This window comes from Leeuwenhoekiella blandensis MED217, from assembly GCF_000152985.1.
GTDB lineage: Bacteria > Bacteroidota > Bacteroidia > Flavobacteriales > Flavobacteriaceae > Leeuwenhoekiella > Leeuwenhoekiella blandensis.
This window is the reverse complement of sequence record NZ_CH672395.1, coordinates 461,501-482,522: the sequence shown is the minus strand read 5'-3', so window position 1 is coordinate 482,522 and position 21,022 is coordinate 461,501. Positions and strand designations below refer to the sequence as shown.

18 protein-coding genes and 2 riboswitches are annotated in these 21,022 nt (G+C 40.5%); of the genes, 6 read left to right on the top strand and 12 right to left on the bottom strand.

Translation table 11 applies throughout. The annotated features are described in order from the left end of the window. Positions 1–42: 42 nt before the first annotated feature. Both metH and MED217_RS02065 read right to left on the bottom strand, forming a co-directional pair. The gene (gene metH / locus MED217_RS02070) at positions 43–2,775 is read right to left on the bottom strand and encodes a methionine synthase (RefSeq protein ID WP_009778815.1); all 2,733 of its coding nucleotides are present in this window, start codon (positions 2,773–2,775) and stop codon (positions 43–45) included. A 10-nt stretch (positions 2,776–2,785) separates the two neighbouring features. Then, complete coding sequence (locus tag MED217_RS02065; protein WP_050759312.1) at positions 2,786–3,808, bottom strand: homocysteine S-methyltransferase family protein; 1,023 nt, start codon at positions 3,806–3,808, stop codon at positions 2,786–2,788. 107 nt (positions 3,809–3,915) lie between these two features. After that, positions 3,916–4,019, bottom strand: a riboswitch (SAM riboswitch). 243 nt (positions 4,020–4,262) lie between these two features. On the opposite strand from MED217_RS02065, the gene MED217_RS02060 reads away from it, so the two are divergent. Genes MED217_RS02060 through MED217_RS02050 form a run of 3 tightly spaced genes read left to right on the top strand, consistent with a single transcriptional unit; the run spans position 4,263 to position 6,093 of the window. After that, the gene (locus MED217_RS02060) at positions 4,263–4,850 is read left to right on the top strand and encodes a carboxymuconolactone decarboxylase family protein (protein ID WP_009778813.1); all 588 of its coding nucleotides are present in this window, start codon (positions 4,263–4,265) and stop codon (positions 4,848–4,850) included. 11 nt (positions 4,851–4,861) lie between these two features. Next, positions 4,862–5,713: a histidine kinase dimerization/phospho-acceptor domain-containing protein gene (locus MED217_RS02055; RefSeq protein WP_009778812.1), complete on the top strand. Its 852-nt coding sequence runs from the start codon at positions 4,862–4,864 to the stop codon at positions 5,711–5,713. Further along, a complete protein-coding gene (locus tag MED217_RS02050) occupies positions 5,710–6,093 on the top strand; it encodes a response regulator (RefSeq protein ID WP_009778811.1) in 384 nt (127 codons plus the stop codon). The genes MED217_RS02055 and MED217_RS02050 overlap by 4 nt, the downstream gene beginning before the upstream one ends. Here the strand turns inward: MED217_RS02050 and MED217_RS02045 are convergent. From MED217_RS02045 to thrA, 9 genes are all read right to left on the bottom strand, one after another. Next, positions 6,090–7,142 carry an NAD(P)/FAD-dependent oxidoreductase gene (locus MED217_RS02045; protein ID WP_009778810.1) on the bottom strand — a complete coding sequence of 351 codons (1,053 nt, stop codon included), beginning with the start codon at positions 7,140–7,142 and terminating at the stop codon, positions 6,090–6,092. The two genes, MED217_RS02050 and MED217_RS02045, sit on opposite strands and share 4 nt — an antisense overlap. Before the next feature lie 43 nt (positions 7,143–7,185). Then, positions 7,186–7,770 carry a precorrin-2 dehydrogenase/sirohydrochlorin ferrochelatase family protein gene (locus MED217_RS02040; RefSeq protein ID WP_009778809.1) on the bottom strand — a complete coding sequence of 195 codons (585 nt, stop codon included), beginning with the start codon at positions 7,768–7,770 and terminating at the stop codon, positions 7,186–7,188. A 1-nt stretch (position 7,771) separates the two neighbouring features. After that, positions 7,772–8,533, bottom strand: coding sequence for a uroporphyrinogen-III C-methyltransferase (gene cobA, locus MED217_RS02035; RefSeq protein ID WP_009778808.1), 762 nt, complete (start codon positions 8,531–8,533; stop codon positions 7,772–7,774). Beyond that, complete coding sequence (locus tag MED217_RS02030) at positions 8,523–10,619, bottom strand: nitrite/sulfite reductase (protein ID WP_009778807.1); 2,097 nt, start codon at positions 10,617–10,619, stop codon at positions 8,523–8,525. Before MED217_RS02030 ends, cobA begins: the two co-directional genes overlap by 11 nt. A gap of 68 nt (positions 10,620–10,687) precedes the next feature. Next, positions 10,688–11,317: a phosphoadenosine phosphosulfate reductase domain-containing protein gene (locus MED217_RS02025; protein ID WP_009778806.1), complete on the bottom strand. Its 630-nt coding sequence runs from the start codon at positions 11,315–11,317 to the stop codon at positions 10,688–10,690. A gap of 135 nt (positions 11,318–11,452) precedes the next feature. Further along, on the bottom strand, positions 11,453–11,866 hold the full coding sequence (locus tag MED217_RS02020; RefSeq protein WP_009778805.1) for an RrF2 family transcriptional regulator: 414 nt from the start codon (positions 11,864–11,866) through the stop codon (positions 11,453–11,455). Positions 11,867–11,895: 29 nt separating this feature from the next. After that, positions 11,896–13,062 (bottom strand): trans-sulfuration enzyme family protein, encoded by a 1,167-nt coding sequence (locus tag MED217_RS02015; RefSeq protein WP_009778804.1) that lies wholly within the window; start codon positions 13,060–13,062, stop codon positions 11,896–11,898. Positions 13,063–13,246: 184 nt separating this feature from the next. Further along, on the bottom strand, positions 13,247–13,669 hold the full coding sequence (locus tag MED217_RS02010) for an OsmC family protein (RefSeq protein ID WP_009778803.1): 423 nt from the start codon (positions 13,667–13,669) through the stop codon (positions 13,247–13,249). 16 nt (positions 13,670–13,685) lie between these two features. Beyond that, the gene (thrA, locus tag MED217_RS02005) at positions 13,686–17,069 is read right to left on the bottom strand and encodes a bifunctional aspartate kinase/homoserine dehydrogenase I (protein ID WP_009778802.1); all 3,384 of its coding nucleotides are present in this window, start codon (positions 17,067–17,069) and stop codon (positions 13,686–13,688) included. A 72-nt stretch (positions 17,070–17,141) separates the two neighbouring features. Then, positions 17,142–17,246: riboswitch (SAM riboswitch) on the bottom strand. A gap of 308 nt (positions 17,247–17,554) precedes the next feature. Between thrA and metK the strand changes: the two genes are divergently transcribed. After that, positions 17,555–18,808: a methionine adenosyltransferase gene (metK, locus tag MED217_RS02000; RefSeq protein WP_009778801.1), complete on the top strand. Its 1,254-nt coding sequence runs from the start codon at positions 17,555–17,557 to the stop codon at positions 18,806–18,808. A 29-nt stretch (positions 18,809–18,837) separates the two neighbouring features. Here metK and MED217_RS01995 read toward each other — a convergent pair whose 3' ends face one another. After that, positions 18,838–19,473: a TMEM175 family protein gene (locus MED217_RS01995; RefSeq protein ID WP_083777973.1), complete on the bottom strand. Its 636-nt coding sequence runs from the start codon at positions 19,471–19,473 to the stop codon at positions 18,838–18,840. A 96-nt stretch (positions 19,474–19,569) separates the two neighbouring features. On the opposite strand from MED217_RS01995, the gene MED217_RS01990 reads away from it, so the two are divergent. Next, positions 19,570–20,496 (top strand): 2-hydroxyacid dehydrogenase, encoded by a 927-nt coding sequence (locus tag MED217_RS01990; protein ID WP_009778799.1) that lies wholly within the window; start codon positions 19,570–19,572, stop codon positions 20,494–20,496. A 119-nt stretch (positions 20,497–20,615) separates the two neighbouring features. Further along, positions 20,616–20,858 (top strand): hypothetical protein, encoded by a 243-nt coding sequence (locus MED217_RS01985; protein ID WP_009778798.1) that lies wholly within the window; start codon positions 20,616–20,618, stop codon positions 20,856–20,858. The last annotated feature ends 164 nt before the right edge of the window (positions 20,859–21,022 follow it).

Sequence of the window (21,022 nt, the reverse complement as noted above, 5' to 3'; positions counted from 1 at the left end):
TAGAGAACCATTTAGGTTTTTATTTTGATTGGTTGTTTTCTTTTATTGGTCAGAAATGTTGGGATTGAGCCATTTTTCTGCAAGTCGCGTTTCTATATTTTTACGCTTTGCAAAATCGGTAACTTGATCCATTTTAATTTTTCCTAATCCGAAATAACGCGCCTGCGGATTCGCAAAATAATATCCACTTACCGAAGCTGCAGGCCACATCGCGAGACTTTCGGTAAGTTCTACCCCGATGTTTTCTTTTACCTTAAGAACATCCCAAATAGTCAATTTCTCTAGGTGGTCTGGACACGCGGGATAACCCGGCGCAGGGCGAATTCCTTTGTATTCTTCTTTGATCAACGCATCATTACTCAAGCTTTCCTCACTGGCATAACCCCAGTGTTCTTTACGCACGCGTTCGTGCAGATATTCAGCAAAGGCTTCAGCAAAACGATCGGCCAGTGCTTTTACCATAATGCTGTTATAATCATCGTGATCTGCTTCATACTTTTCAGCCAATTCTTGTGTTCCAAAACCGGCAGTAACACAAAAACAGCCCATATAATCCTGCTTTCCGCTTTCTTTAGGCGCGATGAAATCTGAAAGTGCAATATTGGGTTTTCCGGATGCCTTTTTACTTTGTTGTCTCAAGGTTCTGAAGATGAATTTTTCTTCGTTCTCACCTCCGCCCGAAGTGACAATCTCGATATCGTCGTCGTTAACCGTATTGGCAGGGAACAGTCCAAAGATCGCTTTAGCTTTCAGCAATTTTTCGTCTAAAATCTTTTTCAAGATAACTTTAGCATCTGCAAACAATTCCTTTGCTTGAGCCCCCACTACTTCATCCTCAAGTATATCAGGATATTTTCCGTGCAAATCCCAACTGCGGAAAAACGGCGACCAATCTATATAATCAACAAGTTTTTCAAGATCAAATTCTTCAATTACCTGAACTCCTAATTCGTTGGGTTTAACTGCTTCAAAAGTATCCCAATCTAACTTCCACTTATTTTCTCGTGCTTGCTCAATGGAAAGAAACTCGCGCTTTTTCCCACGGGTCAAGAAGCGCTCTCTAAACAAGGCATATTCTTCTTTAATCCCGGCTTTGTATTGTACCGAAGAATCCGGATTGAGCAAATCACCCACCACCGTTACTGCTCGCGAAGCATCATTTACATGAACTACAGACTCCGGATATTCCGGATCGATCTTAACAGCGGTATGCGCTTTACTTGTGGTCGCACCACCAATGAGTAAGGGCACTTTAAAATCTTGACGTTTCATCTCTTTTGCGAGGAAAACCATCTCATCAAGCGAAGGAGTGATCAAGCCACTTAAGCCTATGATATCGACATTTTTCTCTTTTGCAGTAGCTATGATCTTTTCCGGCGGAACCATAACTCCAAGGTCTATGATCTCATAGTTGTTACACGCCAAAACCACGCTTACTATGTTTTTACCTATATCGTGCACATCGCCCTTAACAGTCGCCATCAACACAAGATTAGACTTCTCTTTTTCTGAAGCCGGTGGCGGATTTTTCAACTTCTCTTCTTCGATATACGGAAGCAAATACGCCACCGCTTTTTTCATCACACGCGCCGATTTTACCACCTGCGGAAGGAACATTTTTCCATCTCCAAAAAGATCACCCACGACGTTCATACCGGTCATTAAGTGTCCCTCGATCACATGTAATGGTTTTTCTGAAGCCAAACGCGCCTCTTCTACATCTTCAAGAATATACGCGTCAATCCCTTTTACCAGAGCCCGCGTGATACGATCTTGCAAAGGCTCTTCACGCCAAGAGAGGTCAACCGTTTTTTCTTTGGCCGTTCCCTTTACGCTTTCGGCAAAATCAAGAAGACGCTCTGTTGCATCGTCACGACGGTCGAGGATCACGTCTTCAACGTGCTCTAAAAGATCTTTTGGGATATCGTCATAAACCTCAAGCATTGTTGGGTTCACAATACCAATATTCATCCCGGCTTTAATCGCGTGATACAAAAACACCGAGTGCATCGCCTCGCGCACCACATTATTCCCTCTAAAACTGAAAGATACATTACTCACACCACCGCTTACATGGGCGTACGGAAGATTTTCTTTCACCCATTTTGTAGCTCTAATAAAGTCTAAAGCATTAAGGCGGTGCTCTTCCATACCGGTGGCGACCGGGAAAATATTCAAGTCAAAAATGATATCTTCAGGCGGAAAACCTACCTGATCTACGAGAATATCATAACTGCGTTTTACAATCTCAATACGGCGCTCGTAATTATCGGCCTGACCAACTTCGTCAAAAGCCATAACGATCACGGCAGCTCCGTAGCGTTTAATCTTTTTAGCGTGGTCTATAAATTCGGCTTCCCCTTCTTTTAAACTGATCGAATTCACAACACACTTGCCTTGCACGACTTGCAGCCCCGCTTCGATAATCTCCCATTTTGAACTATCGATCATAATAGGCACTCGGGAAATATCTGGCTCTGCAGCGATAAGATTTAGGAACGTGACCATCGCCTTCTTTCCGTCAATAAGTCCGTCGTCCATATTGATATCAATGATCTGCGCGCCACCTTCAACCTGATCGCGAGCGATGTCGAGTGCTTCATCAAATTTTTCTTCATTGATGAGTCTCAAAAATTTACGAGATCCTGCAACGTTGGTTCGTTCACCAACATTTACAAAATTACTTTCAGGCGTGATCACCAGTGGTTCGAGTCCACTAAGTTTCAAAGGCCTGAAGTCTGTAATAGAAGAGGTTTCTTTTAAACCGGTTTCCATAATCAAAAATCTATAAAGCTGCTTCGGTTTTCTTTAATTCTGGCAAAGGTCGGGGAGCATAGCCCTCAACCAACTTGGCAATAGCGTGTATATGCTCTGGAGTGGTCCCACAGCAACCGCCTACAATATTTATCAATTGCTTATCGAGATACGTTTTAATCTGAGCTGCCATCTCATCTGCAGTCTCATCATATTCCCCAAAAGCATTAGGTAAGCCCGCATTAGGATAAGCCGACACTGCAAAATTTGATTTACCAGAAACCACTTCTAAATACGGCGTTAATTGCTTTGCACCAAGCGCACAATTGAAGCCTACAGAAAGTAAAGGCATATGCTCTACCGAGATGAGGAAAGCTTCAGCCGTTTGTCCTGAGAGTGTACGCCCGGAAGCATCGGTAATTGTGCCGCTCACCATCACCGGAATTTCAATATTGCGCTCTTCTTTGATCTCTTCGATCGCAAATAATGCAGCTTTAGCATTCAAGGTATCAAAAATAGTTTCTACCAAAAGTAAATCTACACCACCGTCAAGCAGCGCTTTAGCCTGTTGCTTGTATGCTGTGCGCAGCTCATCAAAAGAAATCGCTCTAAAACCGGGATCGTTTACATCTGGCGACATACTTGCCGTCTTATTGGTAGGCCCCATCGCTCCGGCAACAAATCGTGGTTTCTCGGGTTCTTTTTCGGTGAATTCTTGAGCGACTTTTTTGGCGATTTTTGCAGACTCATAATTAAGCTCGTAGACATAATCCTCCATCCCATAATCGGCCATGGCGATTGTGGTTCCACTAAAGGTATTGGTCTCAACAATATCGGCTCCAGCTTCAAAATAATTGGCATGCACTTCTGCAATAGCCTCAGGCTGAGTGATACTCAACATATCATTATTACCTTGAACCGGAGAGGACCAGTCTTTAAACTTTTCCCCTCTAAAGTCTTCCTCTGTAAATTTATACCGCTGAAGCATAGTGCCCATGGCTCCGTCCAGGACCAAAATACGTTTTCTAAGTTCGTCGTGTATCGTCGTTTTCATAATCAAACTTCTCAAATATTCAACATCACAAATGTCACCCAAATAATCAGGGCAATTGGCAAAATTAAGCTATTAAGAAAGTAAAAGAGAAGTCTCTGTGACTTGTTTTGTTATCTATCTCATTTAATTAGAGTAGAACGTAGCACCTTCTCCAGGCGGAGGGTTGCTAAGGCTTCACAGGGTCTAATCCCTCTGCCTTTCTTGATAACTGCATTAAAAAATGAACTGCGTTGCAAATATTGTAAAACAAGAGGAGAAAATACAACTTTTGGAGCACGAATATTTTCCCTGAGAAAAACAGGAGCAGGTAAAACGATTTTTTTGATTACGTGCTTTTTTTACACTTTTACAAAGGAAAAATACAAGTAGCTGTTTTTCAAACATATATTAACGAAACTTTAAGTCACACATCTTAACAGAAAATTGTTAATTTGTACCTTCCTAAATTGAACACATGAATAACACCTCTACTTCAAAAGCTAAACGCTTTAAAATTGTAAATTACGAAGACGCAACTCCTGAAGTGCAAGCGATTTACGACGACACAAAACGCACCTTACAAATCCCGTTTGTTTTGAATTGGATTAAATGCCAAGGTTCAAATGCAACACTACTTAGCGGAAATTGGAATAAACTCAAATCGACTTTGATGATGGGTAATGTTCCTAACGTTTTAAAACAACTCATCATTTACAATGTTTCAAAAGAGCGAAACTGCGAATATTGCGCGCAAGCTCACGGGATCTTTGCAGATAGCATGAGCGCTATGATTAGTGACAATCCTAACTTTAGAGTTACCGAAAATCTCGATAGCCCAATTATCCCAGAAAGTTACAGAACCGCAATTAGTGTGGTGTCTAAAGCTGCTTTAAACTCAAGTCAAATTACCGAAGAAGATTTTGATCTTCTTGAAAAGGCAGGTTTTGATGAAGAGGAAATACAAGAGCTTATGGCACAAGCAGATTTAGTTAATATGCTTAATACGCTGGCTGACATTTCGGGCATCAAGTTGGATAACGAACTTATGGAGGCTCAGGCCTAAGCAAAAAGGCTGTGAATCTTTCTAGTGCTAAGTATAGAATAACCTACGAGGCTTTCTCTAAATTTTCTAGCAGTTTAGGCAAGGCAGAAACTCTGGAAGATCTAGGAAAAACCATCAACCGACATCTGAAGTACTTATTTAATTTTAAGGCTTTCAGGATAATGCTGGTACACGATGGTGAGCTTAACGGATACACTTTCACTAAGGGTAAATACACTCAGCACTCTCTTGCAAAAGATCTTGCACCGCACGAGCTCAAATTATTAGCAAATCAAATTCCGTTTGTAGAAGATTTAAAAACCGCAGACCTGCCGGAATACCTTGCTCATTTATATCTAAATCAAGGTAAACTTTGGGGCTGGTTTTCCAACTACGGCAAGTATCAGGTTTGCGCCTCAATAATCTCTGATGATGATGAAGTTTTTAATCATAGTGATGCTGAAATTTTACATCTTCTTATAGATAGTGTTGGTTCAAAATACAGACAGATTTACTTAAGCCAAAAACTGATAGAAAACAACAATGATCTTGAACGATTGGTTGCCGAAATAGAACTAAAAAATAAAGAGATCGAAGGAATAAACAGCAATCAACAAAACCTGATAGAATTGCGCACTCGAGAGTTACATTCAAAAAACAAAAAACTTTTTGAACTATCTCACTTAAATGCGCACGACTTGAGAGAACCGCTTAGCAGGGTACTAGGACTTTTAGAAATTACTTCAGACCTGCCTGACACCGATATACGGGAGGCCATTCTACCTCAAATCAAAGAATCTGCAGAGCAGCTTGATGAAGTTATTAAAAGAGTCGTAAGACAAAGCGAAGCAGAAATTAATTCAAACATCGATTTAAAAGCATGAACCTTAAGCCAATCAAAGTAATGCTTGTAGATGACCAGAAGATGGCCAACTTCATCACTAGAAAGCTGATTGAAGTAACAGGTTTTTCTACTGAAGTAGTTGATTATACAGTCCCTCAAGAAGCGCTTTTAGATTTAAGCAACACCAACCCAGATTTGATCTTTTTAGACCTAAACATGCCAGAAGTTAATGGATGGCAATTTCTTGAAGTTTTGACTGAAAAGCAAAATCAAACTCAAGTGGTTATCGTCACCTCAAGTACCAGCATACACGACAAAGAAAAGGCTCAGAAGTATGCTCAGGTAATAGACTTTCTTGAAAAGCCATTGACCAAGAACACCATTCTGAGCCTTAAATCTAAACTAGACCTCGCGGGCTAGTCTATAGCTTGTATAACTGCTTTTTCAGCTTCTTTTCTCGAACCATCAAAACCGTCAATTCCACTTACGGTGGTATACTTCATTACATAACGTTTACCAGGATTGATGATTTTATAGGCTGATTGACACATCATTGTTGCTTCGTGAAAACCACAAAGAATCAATTTCAATTTGCCCGGATAAGTATTCACATCTCCAATTGCAAAAACTCCCGGAATATTGGTTTGATAATCTAATGTGTTATCTACTTTGATCGCATTTTTCTCAATTTCCAATCCCCAATTTGCAATAGGCCCAAGTTTAGGAGAAAGACCAAACAATGGAATAAATGCATCTGCTTCTACCGAAAACTGCTCTTTATTCTTTTCGATCACAACCTCCTTAAGCTCATCAACACCTCCAAGACCTACAACTTCTGCAGGAGTGATTAAATTAATTTTACCCAGCATTTTTAATTCACGAACTTTTTCAACGGAATCAAGTGCTCCTCTAAATTCATTTCTACGATGCACAAGAGTTACTTCCTTTGCAATATCGGCCAAGTAAATACTCCAGTCTAAAGCAGAATCTCCTCCACCCGCGATCACCACTTTTTTGTCGCGATACACTTCAGGATCTTTGATCATATAGGCTACACCTTTATCTTCAAACTCGTGAATATTAGGTATAACAGGCTTACGGGGCTCAAAACTTCCTAAGCCTCCTGCAATGGCAACTACCGGTGCCTGATGCTGTGTACCTTTATTAGTGGTTACAATGAAACTTCCGTCTTCTTGCTTCTCTATAGTTTCAGCACGCTCCCCTAAGGTAAATCCTGGCTGAAATTGTTTTCCTTGTTCTAAAAGATTGTCTACCAATTCACCGGCGCCCACTTCAGGAAAACCAGGAATGTCATAGATAGGTTTTTTAGGATAGATTTCTGCTAACTGACCTCCAGGCTGCGCCAATGCATCAATAATGTGGCATTTCAGCTTTAATAAACCAGCTTCAAAAACTGTGAATAAACCAGTAGGTCCTGCTCCAATAATGAGTATGTCTGTCTTTATCATCTTCTTTATTCTTTGAGCCGAAGCTCATCATTCAACTTTAGCTTTAGTTTTTGGAAATCAATCCTTTTGTAAATTCGTTTAGGGTTTCAACCTTTTCTTCAAAATCCCCTTTTATTGTTTTTCTGTACTCATTCAAATTCTGAACGAGATCATCTATATTTTCTGGTATTACCTCTTCAAAAAACTGTCGTAAACGCTTTGCCGTAGTAGGCGACTTTCCGTTAGTCGAGATCGCGATCTTCACATTACCCTTAGTCACAATTCCGCCCATATAAAAGTCACAAAGCTCCGGTACATCTGCAATATTGCACAGCAAATATCGCTTGCGCGCGGCTCTATATACGCGTTGATTTACGGCAGAACTGTCTGTCGTGGCGATCACGATGTGGCGCTTTTTGAGCATAGAACGGGTGAAGCGTTTCTTGGTGATTTTTACATTAAACTTACGCGCCATCTCCAAGGTCTCTTCTCTAAAGAACGGTGCCACCATTTCTACAACCGCATCAGGACTTGATTTTGTAAGAAATGTAAGCTTCTCCAAAGCCACATTCCCTCCACCTACAATAAGAACTTGTAGGTTACGCACTTTTAAAAATACAGGGTAAAGTGTGTTTGTTTCGGCTGCCATTTTAAGCGTTTTGCGCAATTTCTAACTGCAAATTAAGCAATTGCTCCCGATGTTTTACCACTTCTCCTATCACAATAATTGATGGGTTAGTAAGTTTTAACTCTTGAACTACAGTTTCAATCGTATCTACAGTGCCTACGCCAATACGCTCTTTTGAAGTGGTCCCATCTTGTATGATGGCTACAGGAGTATCTTTTTTTCCGCTTTCGCGAAAAAGTGCTGTAATCTCAGCAAGTTTACTCATTCCCATAAGGATCACCACGGTTGCTGAAGACTGCGCCGCCAGCTTGATATCATTCGAAATCTTATGCGCTTTTGTAGTCCCTGTGATCACCCAAAAACTCTCTGAACTTCCACGCTTTGTAAGCGGAATATTTTGATATGCAGGAACCGCCAAAGAAGAAGAAATTCCCGGTACCACTGCTACTTCAAGGCCTGCCGCTGCTGCGACTTGCATCTCTTCGGCACCACGACCAAAAATAAATGGATCTCCTCCTTTTAAACGCACTACGTGACCGTGACTTTTAGCGCGAGCAATAATCAAATCGTTGATTTGCTCTTGTTGATAGGCATAGCAGCCTTTGCGCTTTCCGACGAAGATCAATTCTGCATTGGTCGCGTATTCTAATAATTCCGGGTTTACTAAAGCGTCATACAACACCACATCTGCGCTTTCTAAAGCACGAATGCCTTTCAAAGTAAACAGCTCTACATCTCCGGGTCCCGCTCCTACTACTGTTAATTTTGGATTATTAATTGGCATCTGCTAATTGTTTTTTTCTGAAGGCATCTACACGCGTAAAAAAGGCATTTGCATCTGCTAAATACGCTTCTGCAAATTCTTGTGTAGGTTCATTGTTTTGAATTTGATACACTAAGTCGGCAAATGAAGTTTCCGTTTTAAGGGCTGCATCTTCGCCAAAGGTTTTATCAAACTCTGCTATAATGTTGGCTTGTGTATTGGTCTTCACATTTTCTGAAAGTAAAATCGCCTTTGCGCCATTTACAAAACCTGCATAGGTATGATAAATACTATCTGCCCATTTCTGTTCTTCAAAAGCTTCGATAGCGCTACCAACTTTATCCTTTGCTTCAAGAAGTAAGGTTTGTACCAAGTCGATCACGACTCCGGCACACTCACCAACGCCTACTTCCTGAATGTATTTCTCGTCATTCCCCCAGTCTACAAAGTCAGATTCTACTAGATTATCAGTTTCAGAAAGTGGCTTTAGGAAATCATAAAAATAACGCTGTCCTTTTTCATCATAATAGCTTAGGAAGTCCAAATCTCCGGCATTTGCCTTGTAATCATCTAGAATTGCACGTAAGGCTTGTGGACCACGTTTACTAGGTATTTTGATTACTTTATCGGCAAAACGCCCGTCGCCATTACCTAAAACACCACCGCCCAAGAGCACCTGAAGCGCAGGAGCTACCAATTTTTCTGGCGTGCGCACAGACATCCCTTGAAAACCAATATGAGCCATATTATGCTGTCCGCAGGCATTCATACACCCACTGATCTTTATGGTCACTTCTTTATTATTCAGATATTCTGGATATTCTTCAACCAGAACATCTTCTAATTTATCTGCGATACCGGTACTACTTGCAATCCCTAAGTTACAGGTATCAGTACCGGGACACGCAGTAATGTCTGTTGTCGTTTCATATCCCGGGCGGGCAAAACCTAGGTTGGCTAGTTGTGAGTAGAAAAATGGAATTGCCCCTTCCGGTATATGTCTTAGCAGAATATTTTGACGCAGCGTTAGACGCAATTCGTCTCCTCCGTATTTCTTGATCAAGCCTGCTAAAGCACGTGCTTTTTCCGTAGAAAAATCTCCTAAACGCACTTTAATTCCAATCGCATACAAGCCATCTTGTTTTTGCTGAAATACGTTAGTCGCCTTCCAAGCTTCAAAAGCTTTAGCATCTTCGATTTCAACTTGCGGTGCTTCGGTTACAGGCGCAGTAATTGGCTTTTCATATTCTGAAGTATCAATCTCATAGGTTTTATAAGAAAGCGCTTTTTTCTCTTCGTCCACCAAAGCCATAAATCCGTCAAGACCTAAATCTTTGATGAGGAATTTCATACGCGCCTTCAATCTGCGATTACGTTCCCCGTGGCGATCAAACACTCGCAACACTCCTTCTATAGTTGGAATAAGCTCGTTCACCGGAAGAAAATCGGTCAACACATCGGCGTGACGCGGTTGTGAACCCAAGCCACCACCCAGCATAACTTTGAAACCTTTTTCGCCATCTTTGATTTTTGGGATGAATCCTAAATCGTGAATGAAAGCCAATGCCGAATCATCATCTGTTGATGAAAAAGACATTTTAAACTTTCTACCCATTTCCTGGCAAATAGGATTACGCAAGAAAAACTGAAATGTGGCGTGCGCGTAAGGTGTCGCATCAAAAGCTTCATCGGGATGTATCCCGGCGTCTGGGCTCGCTGTAACGTTACGCACGGTATTTCCACAGGCTTCACGAAGGGTTACATCACTTTTCTCTAACTCGGCCCATAACTCTGGAGTACGATCGAGACTCACATAGTGAATTTGAATATCCTGACGTGTAGTAATGTGCAATTTGCCTCGAGAATACTCATCAGAAACGTCTGCTATACGCAAAAGCTGATCGCTGGTTACTTTACCATAAGGCAACTTGATACGTATCATTTGAACACCTTCCTGACGCTGACCGTAAACTCCACGCGCCAAACGTAGACTTCTAAAACGTTCCTCATCAACCTTCCCATCCTTAAAGAGTTTGATTTTTTTCTCAAGCTCGATAATGTCGCGTTCTACAACCGGATTCTCTATTTCTGTTCTGAAGCTTTGCATAGCTTTTATTTTTTAAAATTCTAATTCATTTTAATCCTATCGGAAAAATAGGATTTATAGATAAAAAATTATTTAAACTGTATACCACATTCCAAGTTTGACTTTGGTTTCGTTGGATCAAAGTAGATAAACTCATTGGGTAAATTAAATTGACTTAAATAACCTCTCAATTCTGTATCAGTCCAAAAATAAAATGGACTAACCTTTAAAATCCCATCACTGGTAAGACTCAATATATCTAACGTATCCCGATAAGCAGTTTGACCTCTCCGGATGTTTGTAAACCAAACATCTGGATTATGTTCTGCCAACGCTCGTTTAAAAGGCTCCAACTTTACATCATTAACGAAATTTTGAAAAGCCTCTCCAGATTCTGAGGGTAACTCACTTTCACTATATTTTTTACTTGGCTTATACCTTTTTAGATCAATGGGTAATGATTGTTCTATACGTTTAGCAAAATTTAAAGTTTGCTGCGTATTAAAACCTGTATCGCACCAAATAAGTGGTATACCATTCCTTTGTTTTGACACAGCGTGAATCAAACTTGCGGAGTATGGACCAAAATTGCTTGTCAAAATAGGTCTTTTTGAACTACTCAAAATGAACCTAATAATATGTTCAGGACCTTTATCTCTTAGCATCTCATTATATTCATCTAAATGAGCCTTGATATATAAAAGTTGATCGTCTGTCATAATTTATTATTTAAATCCTATCGGAATACTAGGATTATAAAGCAAAAGTATACTTACCATACTTCCCGACCAAATCTTTTCTTAGTTTTTTGAAATTTTTAAGTGATTTTCAGCATTTAAGCCAAATCTTCTGAATTACTCAGCAATAAGGTCGGCTAGCGTGTTTTTATTTAAAACTGCCAGATTACTGTCTCTTAATTGCACCATAAGACTGTGTACCGAACACGTCGTTTCATCAGGGCAATCATCACATTTTTCATAGAAATTAAGACTTACACAAGGCACCATAGAAACCGGCCCTTCCAGTATACGCATGACCTCAACCATCTTGATTTCTTCAGGTTGTCTGCGCAGATAGTAACCGCCACCTTTACCTTTTTTGCTACCTAAAAAACCGGCTTTACGCAAGGTGAGCATAATACTCTCGAGAAATTTCTGAGAGATATTTTCGCTTTTGGCAATGGCTCCTATCTGCACAGGATCTTCCCCTTTGTGCTTTGCAACATAGGCAAGCGCCTTAAGACCGTATTTTGTTTTCTTAGATAACACGGGCTAAATGTATGCAAAAAGTTATAATTCTAAGCGTTCAATGCTTGGTCAAGGTCTGCGATCACATCTTCTACGTGCTCTAGACCAACCGAACAACGCACCAGACCATCTGTGATCCCAACTTCAAGCCTGTCTTCTTCAGCCAATTTACTGTGTGTTGTAGATGCAGGGTGCGTCACAATCGTACGCGTGTCGCCTAAGTTTGCAGAAAGCGAACACATTTTTATCGCATTTAAAAACTTGCGCCCAGCATCGATTCCGCCTTTTACTTTAAAAGCAACGATGTTTCCTCCGTGGCGCATTTGCTTTTTAGCGACTTCATACTGAGGATGTGACTTTAAGAATGGATATTTCACCAAATTCACTTTATCGTGACCTTCTAAAAATTCGGCTACTTTTAATGCATTCTCACAGTGGCGATCTGCTCTAACGTGTAGTGTTTCCAAACTTTTTGAAAGTACCCAAGCGTTAAAAGGAGACATCGCCGGTCCTGTGTTACGTGCAAACAAATAGATCTCTCTGATCAAATCGGCACGGCCTACACTTACACCTCCAAGTACACGCCCTTGCCCATCGATCATTTTTGTAGCTGAATGGATCACAATATCTGCTCCAAATTTGATTGGTTGTTGCAAATACGGTGTCGCAAAACAGTTATCCACCACAAAAATAAGGGTGTGCTTCTTGGCAAGATTTCCTAAATGCTCAAGATCTAAAACATCACAACCAGGGTTTGTAGGCGATTCTACGTAAAGAATTTTGGTTTCCGGTTTAATTAAGCTTTCTACTTGATCGACTTCATCCACTTTGAAATACGAGGTTTCAATATTCCATTTTGGGAGAAATTTAGTGAATAACGCATGTGTAGACCCAAAAACCGAACGTGCTGAAACCACGTGATCTCCACTATTTAAAAGTGCCGCAAAGGTTGAAAAAACCGCTGCCATACCAGTCGCAAATGCATAACCGCTTTCAGCTCCTTCCATCTTGCAAATTTTGTCTACAAATTCGCTGGTGTTAGGATTGGTAAAACGGCTGTAAATATTACGCTCCTTTTCTTCTGTGAAGGAAGCACGCATATCTTCAGCATCTTCAAATACAAAACTTGAAGTCAAATAAAGTGGCACAGAATGCTCCAAAAATTCGCTTCGGTTCAATTGCGTACGTATCGCTTCGGTTTCAAAATGTTTACTCATTGCATTTAGATGTTAGACTTTAGACGATAGATTTGAGATGTACTTTTATGCTCAAATGCGTTGTTTAAAATCTGGAATTATTTTCTTAATTATTGAGAGGTTCAAAGCTGTATCGCTATCATACACTTCTTTCCTCTCTATTCTTATTTCTTTATTCTAAAATCTCAAGTCTTAGATCTCAGATCTATTCCACTTCTTCCCCGTTTAAAAACACTTTGTAAGTCACTTCAACACCTGCCTGGAGTGTGATAGAAACAGAACAGTATTTTTCAAAACTAAGTTGAGCTGCGCGTAAAGCTTTTGCCGGCGGAATATCCCCCTCAAGATACACATGTACTCGCATCGCACTAAACGGCTTTGCCTGACCTACCTCTTTTCGGTCTCCTTCAACCTCCACTTTATACGAGTCGATCTCGAGTTTTTGCTTTTTCAAAATCGAAATAATATCGATCGCACTGCAGCCGCCAACACCCATCAACAAAAGCTCCATAGGGCTGCTGCCTTTTACTTCATCTACAGTTTTGTTATCGATCATTACCGAGTTACCCGAAGCACCTTTAGCTTCAAACAAATAATCGTTGTTTTTACGTTCGAGTGTTACTTTCATCTTTTTATAATTTTTACTAACTATTTCGTTCTGCGAGTTTTAAAATATCTCCAAAAACCCCTCGTGCTGTAACTGCCGCACCGGCTCCGGCTCCTTGAATCACTAGCGGATTTTCGCCATAAGATTCAGTGTAAATCTCAAAAATACTGTCGCTGCCTTTTACCTGGCCTAAAGCGGAGTTTTTTGAAACGGTCACCAATTTTACTTCGAGCGCACCGCCGTCTTCCTGAGATAAATCACCGTAAAGGTCGCCAACATAACGCAGAACTTCGCCTTCTTTTAAGGCTTTTTTACGTGCTTCAAAAACCGGATCTAACTCTTTTAATCTTCCTAAGAAATCTGAAGCAGCTCCTTCACGCAACGGCTCTGGAATTAAATTTTCGATCTGCACATCGCTAAATTCTTTATGCAAGTCTAGTTCCCGAGCCAAGATCAATAATTTACGTCCTACATCATTTCCGCCCAAATCTTCACGCGGATCAGGCTCTGTAAATCCTTTGTCAATCGCTTCCTGAAGCACCTCTGAAAAAGATTTATCTTCCACAGAAAAGGTGTTGAATAAATAACTCAACGAACCACTAAACACTCCCTTAATGCGGGTAATATTATCTCCGGAAAGATGCAACAACCTAATCGTGTCAATCAAAGGAAGTCCGGCACCTACGTTGGTCTCATACAAATAGCGCTTGTTATTTTCATCCAACACCCGACGCAGTTTTTGGTAAAAGTCAAACTCGACCGTATTGGCAATCTTGTTTGACGAAACCAGATCAAAACCATTTTTGGCCAGATCAATATAATTTTTGATAAAAGTTGCACTCGCCGTATTATCGATCGCGATCAAGTTGGCCAGATGATTTGCTTTCGCGAAAGCGATAACTTCGTGAATACCGCCTTCTGAAGCTTGAGCATCAAAATCGGTTTTCCAGGATTCTGAAACGCCGTCTTTGTCGAACAAAATTTTCTTTGAATTGGCTACCGCAAAAATATTCAGCGCGATGCCCTTACGATCTTGAATTGCTGCCGCCGAAGCAACGATCTGATCTATCAAAGTTCCGCCAACCAAGCCGTGACCGAAAATCGCAATATTGATCTTTTTAGCAATCCCAAAAATCTCACCGTGCACCACGTTTAAAGCTTTGGTCAACTGCGGTTTGCGCACCACCACACTCACGTTTTTACCGGTCACGGTGTTGTTGAATAACAACGGCACAATTCCGTTTTTGATAAGTTCGCTATACGGTTTATGGAAACTGCTCAAATCCTGCCCTACAATCGAGATCACCGCTACTTCGTCAATAATTTCGATACGGTTCACATCCTGATTGTGAAAATCAGCTTCAAACTCAAAACGCAAAGCGGAAATCGCCAATTGCGCTTGTTTTGCTTCAACCACAAGACCAATGCCTCGCTCAGAAGACCCCTGCGCAATGATGCTTACACTCACTCCGCTGTTTCCAAGAGCTCTGAAAATACGCGCATCAACACCCACTTTTCCAAGGAGTCCGCGTCCTTCCAGGTTGATCAACGCCATTTCGCTTAAAACAGAAAGCGATTTAATTCCTTCTTTTTCTTCTTGAGCGGTGATCAAAGTTCCGCTGTCATCAGCATTGAACGTATTTAAAATACGTAGCGGAATATTCTTTTCAATTAGCGGAATAATCGTCTTCGCATGCAATACCGAAGTACCAAAATTTGCGAGTTCGTTTGCCTCACTATACGTCAATCGTTCGATCTTCTGCGCTCCCGGAACCAAGTCTGGATTTGCTGTGAAAATCCCATCAACGTGCGTGTAATTTTGAAGTTCGCCGGCATCTAAATAATTAGCAAGCAAAGAAGCGGTATAATTGCTTCCGTTACGGCCCAACGTGGTGGTTTGATTATTATCATCACTAGCGATAAAACCGGTTACAATATTTACCGTATCGCCGTTATATTTAGTGAAGTGTTTTACCACTTGCTCTTTAGAAAGCTTGTCGTTAGGCTGCGCATTACCAAAAACGCCGTTGGTTTTTATAAGCTTACGCGAATCTGTAAACTGCGCTTTTATACCAGCTTTTTGCAATAAATGCGTCACTGTTTTTACCGAGATCAACTCCCCAAAAGACAGCACCTCATCTTTCACTTTTTTACTGTAATCGCCTAAAAGTGCGACGCCATCAAAAAGACGTTGCAGTTCTGAAAATTCTTCAGAAAGGTCAACATCAAAATCACTTTGTTGATACGACTTGAATGCTTCGATCTGATGTTTATACGCTTGTCCTGAAGCTGCTGCTTCGAGAATTGCTTCTAATTCATCGGTAGCGCCACCACGCGCAGAAAGCACAGCAGCGATATGTTCGCCGTTGGCTACTTTCGATTTAATAATATTTAAAACCGTGTCTAGACCTTTTCCGTTTGCGAGAGATTTTCCACCGAATTTCAAGATCTTCAGCTTTGCCGTATCTTCTCTAAACACCGGATACAACAGCTGCTCGAGTTGCTCAAATTCGATCAAAAAAGCATCGTGACCGTGCACCGAATGAATCTCGCCATAGGTCACATTGTTTTTATGTTGCGCCAGTTGCTTGTAGGTTTCTCTGTTTTCCGCAGGCGTAAAAAACAAATCAGAATCCACACCAATGATGTGAATATTAGCCTCAACTGTACTCAGAATTTCATTGAAGCCTTCACGACCACGCGTCACATCAATCGTCTTTAAAAGCTGATTCATCAACTTATAAGCAGAAACTTGAAAGCGATCTTTCAGTTTATGGCCGTGATGATCCAACCAACTCTCAACATTAAAAATATTGAGATCTTCATTGGTGCTGCGCTGAAATTTATTCTTAAACGATTCCGGCGTGCGGTAACATAGCATCGCGTGCATACGCGCATCGTGAACTGGCTGTGAGGAATTATTCAATATTTGTTCTTGAATCTGGCAGTTTGCAATAAGCCAATCTGTAGATTTCCAATCGGAAGCCACAGGAATAAAATGCGCGGTGATTGCCGGCTGAAGCGTAAGCATTTCCCAACCAATTCCGCCTCCCAGGGAACCGCCAATAATTGCAAAAAGTGATTCGACCTCAAGAAGCTCCAATCCTCTTAAGAATGCACGTGCAACATCTTGCGCAACAAATTCTTTATAGTTTTCGATCAAAAAACCATCATAACCATTACCGGGTATATTGAAGGAAAGTATGCTGTATTTTCGCGTGTCAATACACTTATCATCGCCTATGATCTCATTCCACCAGCCATCTGGGCCGCTTACGTGAGAATTACCTGTTAAAGCGTGATTCACTAGAATTACGGGAGCTTCACCCAATTGCTGACCAAAGGTCTCATAGCTCAATGGTAAATCCAATTGATAACCCGATTGAGTTGTAAAATTTTCTATTTTCAGTTTTTGTAACATAATAATCTATTGTGGCTTTAGCCGCAAAACTGAAAAATGAAAGCAAGAAAGTAGTGAGGAAGAATTCCTTTTGCGTTATCTATTCTGCAAAAACAGATAGAATGTAGCACCTTCTTTCGGGAGAAAGGGTTGCTAAGGCTTCATAGGGTCTATTCCCTCCGCCTTTCTTGATAACATTTCAGTACGTGTTTGAACTTTGTGAGCGCAAAGATTGCAAAACGTTTTACAGATATGCAAGTAAAACCTATCAATTTTTAACAGATCATAAAAAATCATAAGATTTCAAAACCCGTTTTGTAATAGCTGCTAAATTTATACATTTGCCATCTCAAAAGAGGAAAGATTTGACTGATTGCAACCTCTTATGCTGAAACATCGGCGTAAAAAAATGCTAAAGGCAGTACTTACTACCATTTATCAGGCATTCGTCAAATCCCTTTTGTTTTTAAGTTTCATCCCACTGGCGGGAATAAAAAAATGCTGAAATGGCTTACTTATTTACATCAGAAAGTGTGTCTGAAGGGCACCCTGATAAAATCGCAGATCAAATAAGCGATACCTTACTCGATAACTTTTTAGCTTTTGACCCTGAATCAAAAGTTGCTTGCGAAACCCTTGTTACAACTGGGCAAGTGGTGCTTGCGGGAGAAGTAAAAAGCGACACGTATATCGATGTGCAAAACATTGCGCGTGGCGTGATCAACGATATTGGCTACACTAAAGGCGCGTATCAATTTAGTGGTGATAGCTGTGGTGTTATCTCATTAATTCACGAGCAATCACAAGATATCAATCAAGGGGTTGACCGTGCTTCTAAAGAAGAGCAAGGTGCCGGCGATCAAGGGATGATGTTTGGTTATGCGACCAAGGAAACGGAAAATTATATGCCGTTGGCGCTTGACATTTCGCATCGCATTATGATCGAATTGGCTAAGCTGCGCAGAGAAAATAAAGACATCACTTATCTACGACCTGATGCAAAAGCACAGGTAACGATAGAATATTCTGATGATAACGTGCCTCAAAAAATCGTTGCTATTGTAGTTTCTACGCAACACGATGAGTTTGATGAGGATGAAAAAATGCTGGCTAAGATCAAAGAAGATATTATTTCGATTTTGATTCCGCGTGTGAAAAATGATCTACACCCGGAGCTTGCCAAGCTTTTTAATGACGATATTATTTACCACATTAACCCAACCGGAAAGTTTGTAATTGGTGGTCCTCACGGAGATGCCGGACTTACCGGACGTAAGATCATTGTTGACACGTATGGCGGAAAAGGTGCTCACGGCGGTGGTGCATTTTCAGGAAAAGATCCTAGTAAAGTAGACCGTTCTGCGGCATACGCATCAAGACATATTGCTAAGAATCTTGTCGCTGCCGGTGTTGCTGACGAAGTTTTAGTTCAGGTTTCTTATGCAATTGGAGTGGTAGAGCCTACTTCAATATTCGTTGACACCTACGGAACTTCTAAAGTTGAATTGAGCAATGGGCAAATTGCAGCTAAAGTGCGCGAACTATTTGATATGCGTCCTGCAGCGATTGAAGACCGCTTGAAATTGCGCAATCCTATTTATAGAGAAACGGCAGCCTACGGTCACATGGGTAAAGATCCTCAAGTAATTACCAAGATTTTTGAAAGTCCGTATAGCGGGCGCATTGAGAAAGAGGTTGAACTCTTTACTTGGGAAAAACTAGATTATGTAGATCAGGTTAAGGAAGCCTTCGGTTTATAGAAATTTTTAAATTCATAAAAAGCACCGCATCACGTGGTGCTTTTTTTATGCAGTTTCTTCAGCAGTCCCTTGTTCTTAAAATAACGATCTCCCCAAAACTGAAATACAAAAATCAGCACAAACAATAATCGAGAGATTAAATCAGGCAAAACGGTTGCTAAAGCCAGCGATAACACCCAAATCAAATTCACATTGAGCGACCTAAACTTGAGCCATCTGCTTACTAATTTAGGCATTTTGGTATTCAACTTTGCAACGTGACGAATCATTAAAAAATTGAATATTCCTAAAAAAATCAAGTTGATACAATAAACTTGAAAAGCACTATCCTCATTAAAACTGTTTACATAAAAAGCAGTAGAAAACGGTAACAGTACGATAAATAGGAGAAGTAAAAGATTCAACCAAAGCAGCCGGTTATCGTAAAGTTTAATGTATTTAGAAAACTTTAAATGTGAAATCCAATACAGGGAAATAACCAAAAAACTCACAAAAAAGCCTATAAAGTTGGGTATAAGATTACCCAACACCTGCCAAATTCCATCTGTTCTTATCGCTGCGGTGTCTGGTATTTCAATATCGAGCACAAGTAAAGTGATCGCGATGGAAAAGATCGCATCATTAAAAGCCAGTATTCTTTTTTTGGGAAATGTAAGCAACATCATAATTGAGGTTTTGATGGTATTAAAAATACGTTAGAAAGCGCAAGCGGTTCCCATATTATAACCGAAATAGCTAATTTGGTCGCTCAATTGTATTTTATGGCACTTTTACTAATCAGAAATAATAAAGAGTATCAACCCTGGATAGACGCTTTACAAAAAGCAGATCCCACTATTGAAGTAGTCACCCCGGAAACTATTAAGGACCCGGAAGATGCGACGATGGCGATTACCTGGAAAGCACCAAAAGGCAGTTATGCCAAGTATCCCAACTTAAAAGTAATCGGTTCTATGGGCGCCGGTGTTGATCATCTTTTTGAAGACGAGTCGCTACCTGAAGATGTCATTCTTACCCGTGTGGTAGACGAGAAACTGGCGAGCGATATGCAAGAGTTTGTCGCTGCGTTATGCCTCAATCACATCAGGAATTTAAAAACCTACGCCCGGTTACAGCAAGAGAATACTTGGAAACCTACCGATTACAAGCGCGCGAAAGATGTTACCGCAGGAATTTTAGGCTTCGGCACTTTAGGGCAAGCCGTAGGAACTATGCTAAAAGCAATCGGCTTTAATGTAATCGGCTGGTCTTCTTCAGAGAAAAACGTTGAAGGGATAAAAAGCTATACTGAAGATGAACTCAACACTTTCCTTTCAAAATCTGAAATTCTGGTGTGTTTGCTTCCATTAACAGAAAACACCAAAGGAATCTTGAATGAAGAATTATTTAATAAACTACCACAAGGTGCTTACCTCATCAATGTTGCACGCGGCGGTCATCTTGTAGATGATGACTTGATCGAAGCTTTAAACAGCGAGCACTTAAGCGGTGCTGCGCTAGATGTTTTTCATACCGAACCTTTGCCTGAAGAACATCCTTTTTGGCAAACCGAAAATATTATTATCACCCCGCATATTGCAAGTATGAGCAATGCGGCTTCAGTATCTGGTCAAGTGGCAGAAAACTATCAGCGTATGCAAAATGGGGAGCAATTATTGAATCAAGTTCAGGCTAAAAAGGGGTACTAATAAACTCTTAAATCAAGGATTTTTCCGTTAAAAGCTGCAAAATTCCATTAAAATCGGGTTAAAAACCTCGTTTTCAGACCTACTTGCCGGTACCTTGTATTCACTAAAAATCAAAAATTATGGATCAAGCAAAGTATGATCAAATGGAAACGATGCTTCATAAATTGGAAGATATTAAGAACAGCCAAGAAAGCATCATCGATAAAATTAACCACGTAATCACAGATCTTTTCCAAAATCCGGATAAGGATTTAGAAAAAGCGATGGAAGATGCACATCAAAAAGCATCAGACAATGTGGACAAAATCGCAGAAGCGACTGAAGAATATGAAATGAAAATGAATAAACTCGAACAAGCGTAAACATTCGAAGAAATTGAATAATTAAAAAACCCGAAGCCTTACAGCTTCGGGTTTTTGTTTTAAATGCTAAAAGCAATTATAGAATATAACTTTCAATATTACCAAACAGTAATTATAATTCAAAAACGTTGTTAATTAATTCTTAAAAGCGTTTATTTAAGGAT

Excerpts from the sequence above, each read along its gene's own strand:
- metH (WP_009778815.1), bottom strand. The coding sequence starts at position 2,775 with ATGGAAACCGGTTTAAAAGAAACCTCTTCTATTACAGACTTCAGGCCT.
- MED217_RS02065 (WP_050759312.1), bottom strand. The coding sequence starts at position 3,808 with ATGAAAACGACGATACACGACGAACTTAGAAAACGTATTTTGGTCCTG.
- MED217_RS02060 (WP_009778813.1), top strand. The coding sequence starts at position 4,263 with ATGAATAACACCTCTACTTCAAAAGCTAAACGCTTTAAAATTGTAAAT.
- MED217_RS02050 (WP_009778811.1), top strand. The coding sequence starts at position 5,710 with ATGAACCTTAAGCCAATCAAAGTAATGCTTGTAGATGACCAGAAGATG.
- MED217_RS02045 (WP_009778810.1), bottom strand. The coding sequence starts at position 7,142 with ATGATAAAGACAGACATACTCATTATTGGAGCAGGACCTACTGGTTTA.
- MED217_RS02040 (WP_009778809.1), bottom strand. The coding sequence starts at position 7,770 with ATGGCAGCCGAAACAAACACACTTTACCCTGTATTTTTAAAAGTGCGT.
- cobA (WP_009778808.1), bottom strand. The coding sequence starts at position 8,533 with ATGCCAATTAATAATCCAAAATTAACAGTAGTAGGAGCGGGACCCGGA.
- MED217_RS02030 (WP_009778807.1), bottom strand. The coding sequence starts at position 10,619 with ATGCAAAGCTTCAGAACAGAAATAGAGAATCCGGTTGTAGAACGCGAC.
- MED217_RS02025 (WP_009778806.1), bottom strand. The coding sequence starts at position 11,317 with ATGACAGACGATCAACTTTTATATATCAAGGCTCATTTAGATGAATAT.
- MED217_RS02015 (WP_009778804.1), bottom strand. The coding sequence starts at position 13,062 with ATGAGTAAACATTTTGAAACCGAAGCGATACGTACGCAATTGAACCGA.
- MED217_RS02010 (WP_009778803.1), bottom strand. The coding sequence starts at position 13,669 with ATGAAAGTAACACTCGAACGTAAAAACAACGATTATTTGTTTGAAGCT.
- thrA (WP_009778802.1), bottom strand. The coding sequence starts at position 17,069 with ATGTTACAAAAACTGAAAATAGAAAATTTTACAACTCAATCGGGTTAT.
- metK (WP_009778801.1), top strand. The coding sequence starts at position 17,555 with ATGGCTTACTTATTTACATCAGAAAGTGTGTCTGAAGGGCACCCTGAT.
- MED217_RS01995 (WP_083777973.1), bottom strand. The coding sequence starts at position 19,473 with ATGATGTTGCTTACATTTCCCAAAAAAAGAATACTGGCTTTTAATGAT.
- MED217_RS01990 (WP_009778799.1), top strand. The coding sequence starts at position 19,570 with ATGGCACTTTTACTAATCAGAAATAATAAAGAGTATCAACCCTGGATA.
- MED217_RS01985 (WP_009778798.1), top strand. The coding sequence starts at position 20,616 with ATGGATCAAGCAAAGTATGATCAAATGGAAACGATGCTTCATAAATTG.